Annotated in this window: 1 protein-coding gene; it reads left to right on the plus strand. The window is 69.0% G+C overall.

Features of this window, described 5'->3' with window-relative positions; genetic code table 11:
• A protein-coding gene (locus tag I3F54_RS31875; protein ID WP_374205998.1) for an IS5 family transposase occupies nt 1–849 on the plus strand; the annotation gives its coding sequence in 2 pieces (ribosomal slippage) (nt 1–319 and nt 322–849; 847 coding nt annotated over the 2 pieces). This gene is flagged as partial in the annotation.
• Nucleotides 850–874: the final 25 nt, after the last annotated feature.

Here is an 874-nt window from a genome sequence, read left to right on the forward strand (position 1 = left end):
GCAGTGGGCGAAGCTGGCGCCGCTGCTGCCGGTGGGGAAGAAGCCTGGACGGCCGCCGGTGCACACCAGGCGGCAGTTGATAGACGGCATACGCTGGCGTACCCGCGCTGGTGCTCCCTGGCGGGACGTGCCCGAGCGGTACGGCCCGTGGCAGACGGTGTACGGCTTGTTCCGGCGCTGGCAGCGGGACGGCACGTGGCACCGCATCTTCGAGCAGTTGCAGGTCCGGACAGACGCCGAGGGACTGATCACCTGGGACGTCTCGGTGGACTCGACCATCGCCCGCGCCCACCAGCATGCGGCTGGTGCCCGCAAAAAGGGGATCTGCAGATCGAGCCGCCCGGTGGCGTGTTCACCGAGCCCGACGACCATGGGCTCGGACGTTCCCGGGGCGGGCTGACCACCAAGCTCCATCTGGCGGTCGAGCAGGCCCAGAAGCCGATGTCGCTGGTGATCACGGCCGGGCAGCGCGGTGACTCCCCGCAGTTCCAGGTGGTCCTGGGCCGTATCCGGGTGCCCAGGCTCGGCCCGGGCCGCCCGCGTACCCGGCCGGACAAGGTTCGTGCCGACAAGGCGTACGGCTCCCGCGCGAACCGTGCTTACCTGCGCAAGCGCGGTATCCGCTGCACGATCCCGGAGAAGCGCGACCAGATCGCCAACCGCAAGAAGCGCGGTTCCCGCGGCGGCCGGCCGCCGAAGTTCGACGCCGCGGATTACAAGGAGCGCCACGCGGTTGAGTGCGGGATCAATCGCCTCAAGCGTCACCGCGCGGTGGCAACGAGGTACGACAAGCTCGCCGTTCGCTACGAAGCGACTGTGCTGGTCGCAGCCATCAACGAGTGGCTGTGACCAGCACTTTCGAAACACGCCCTAG

The organism is Streptomyces sp. MUM 2J (genome assembly GCF_022414535.1).
In the GTDB taxonomy this organism is placed as follows: domain Bacteria; phylum Actinomycetota; class Actinomycetes; order Streptomycetales; family Streptomycetaceae; genus Streptomyces.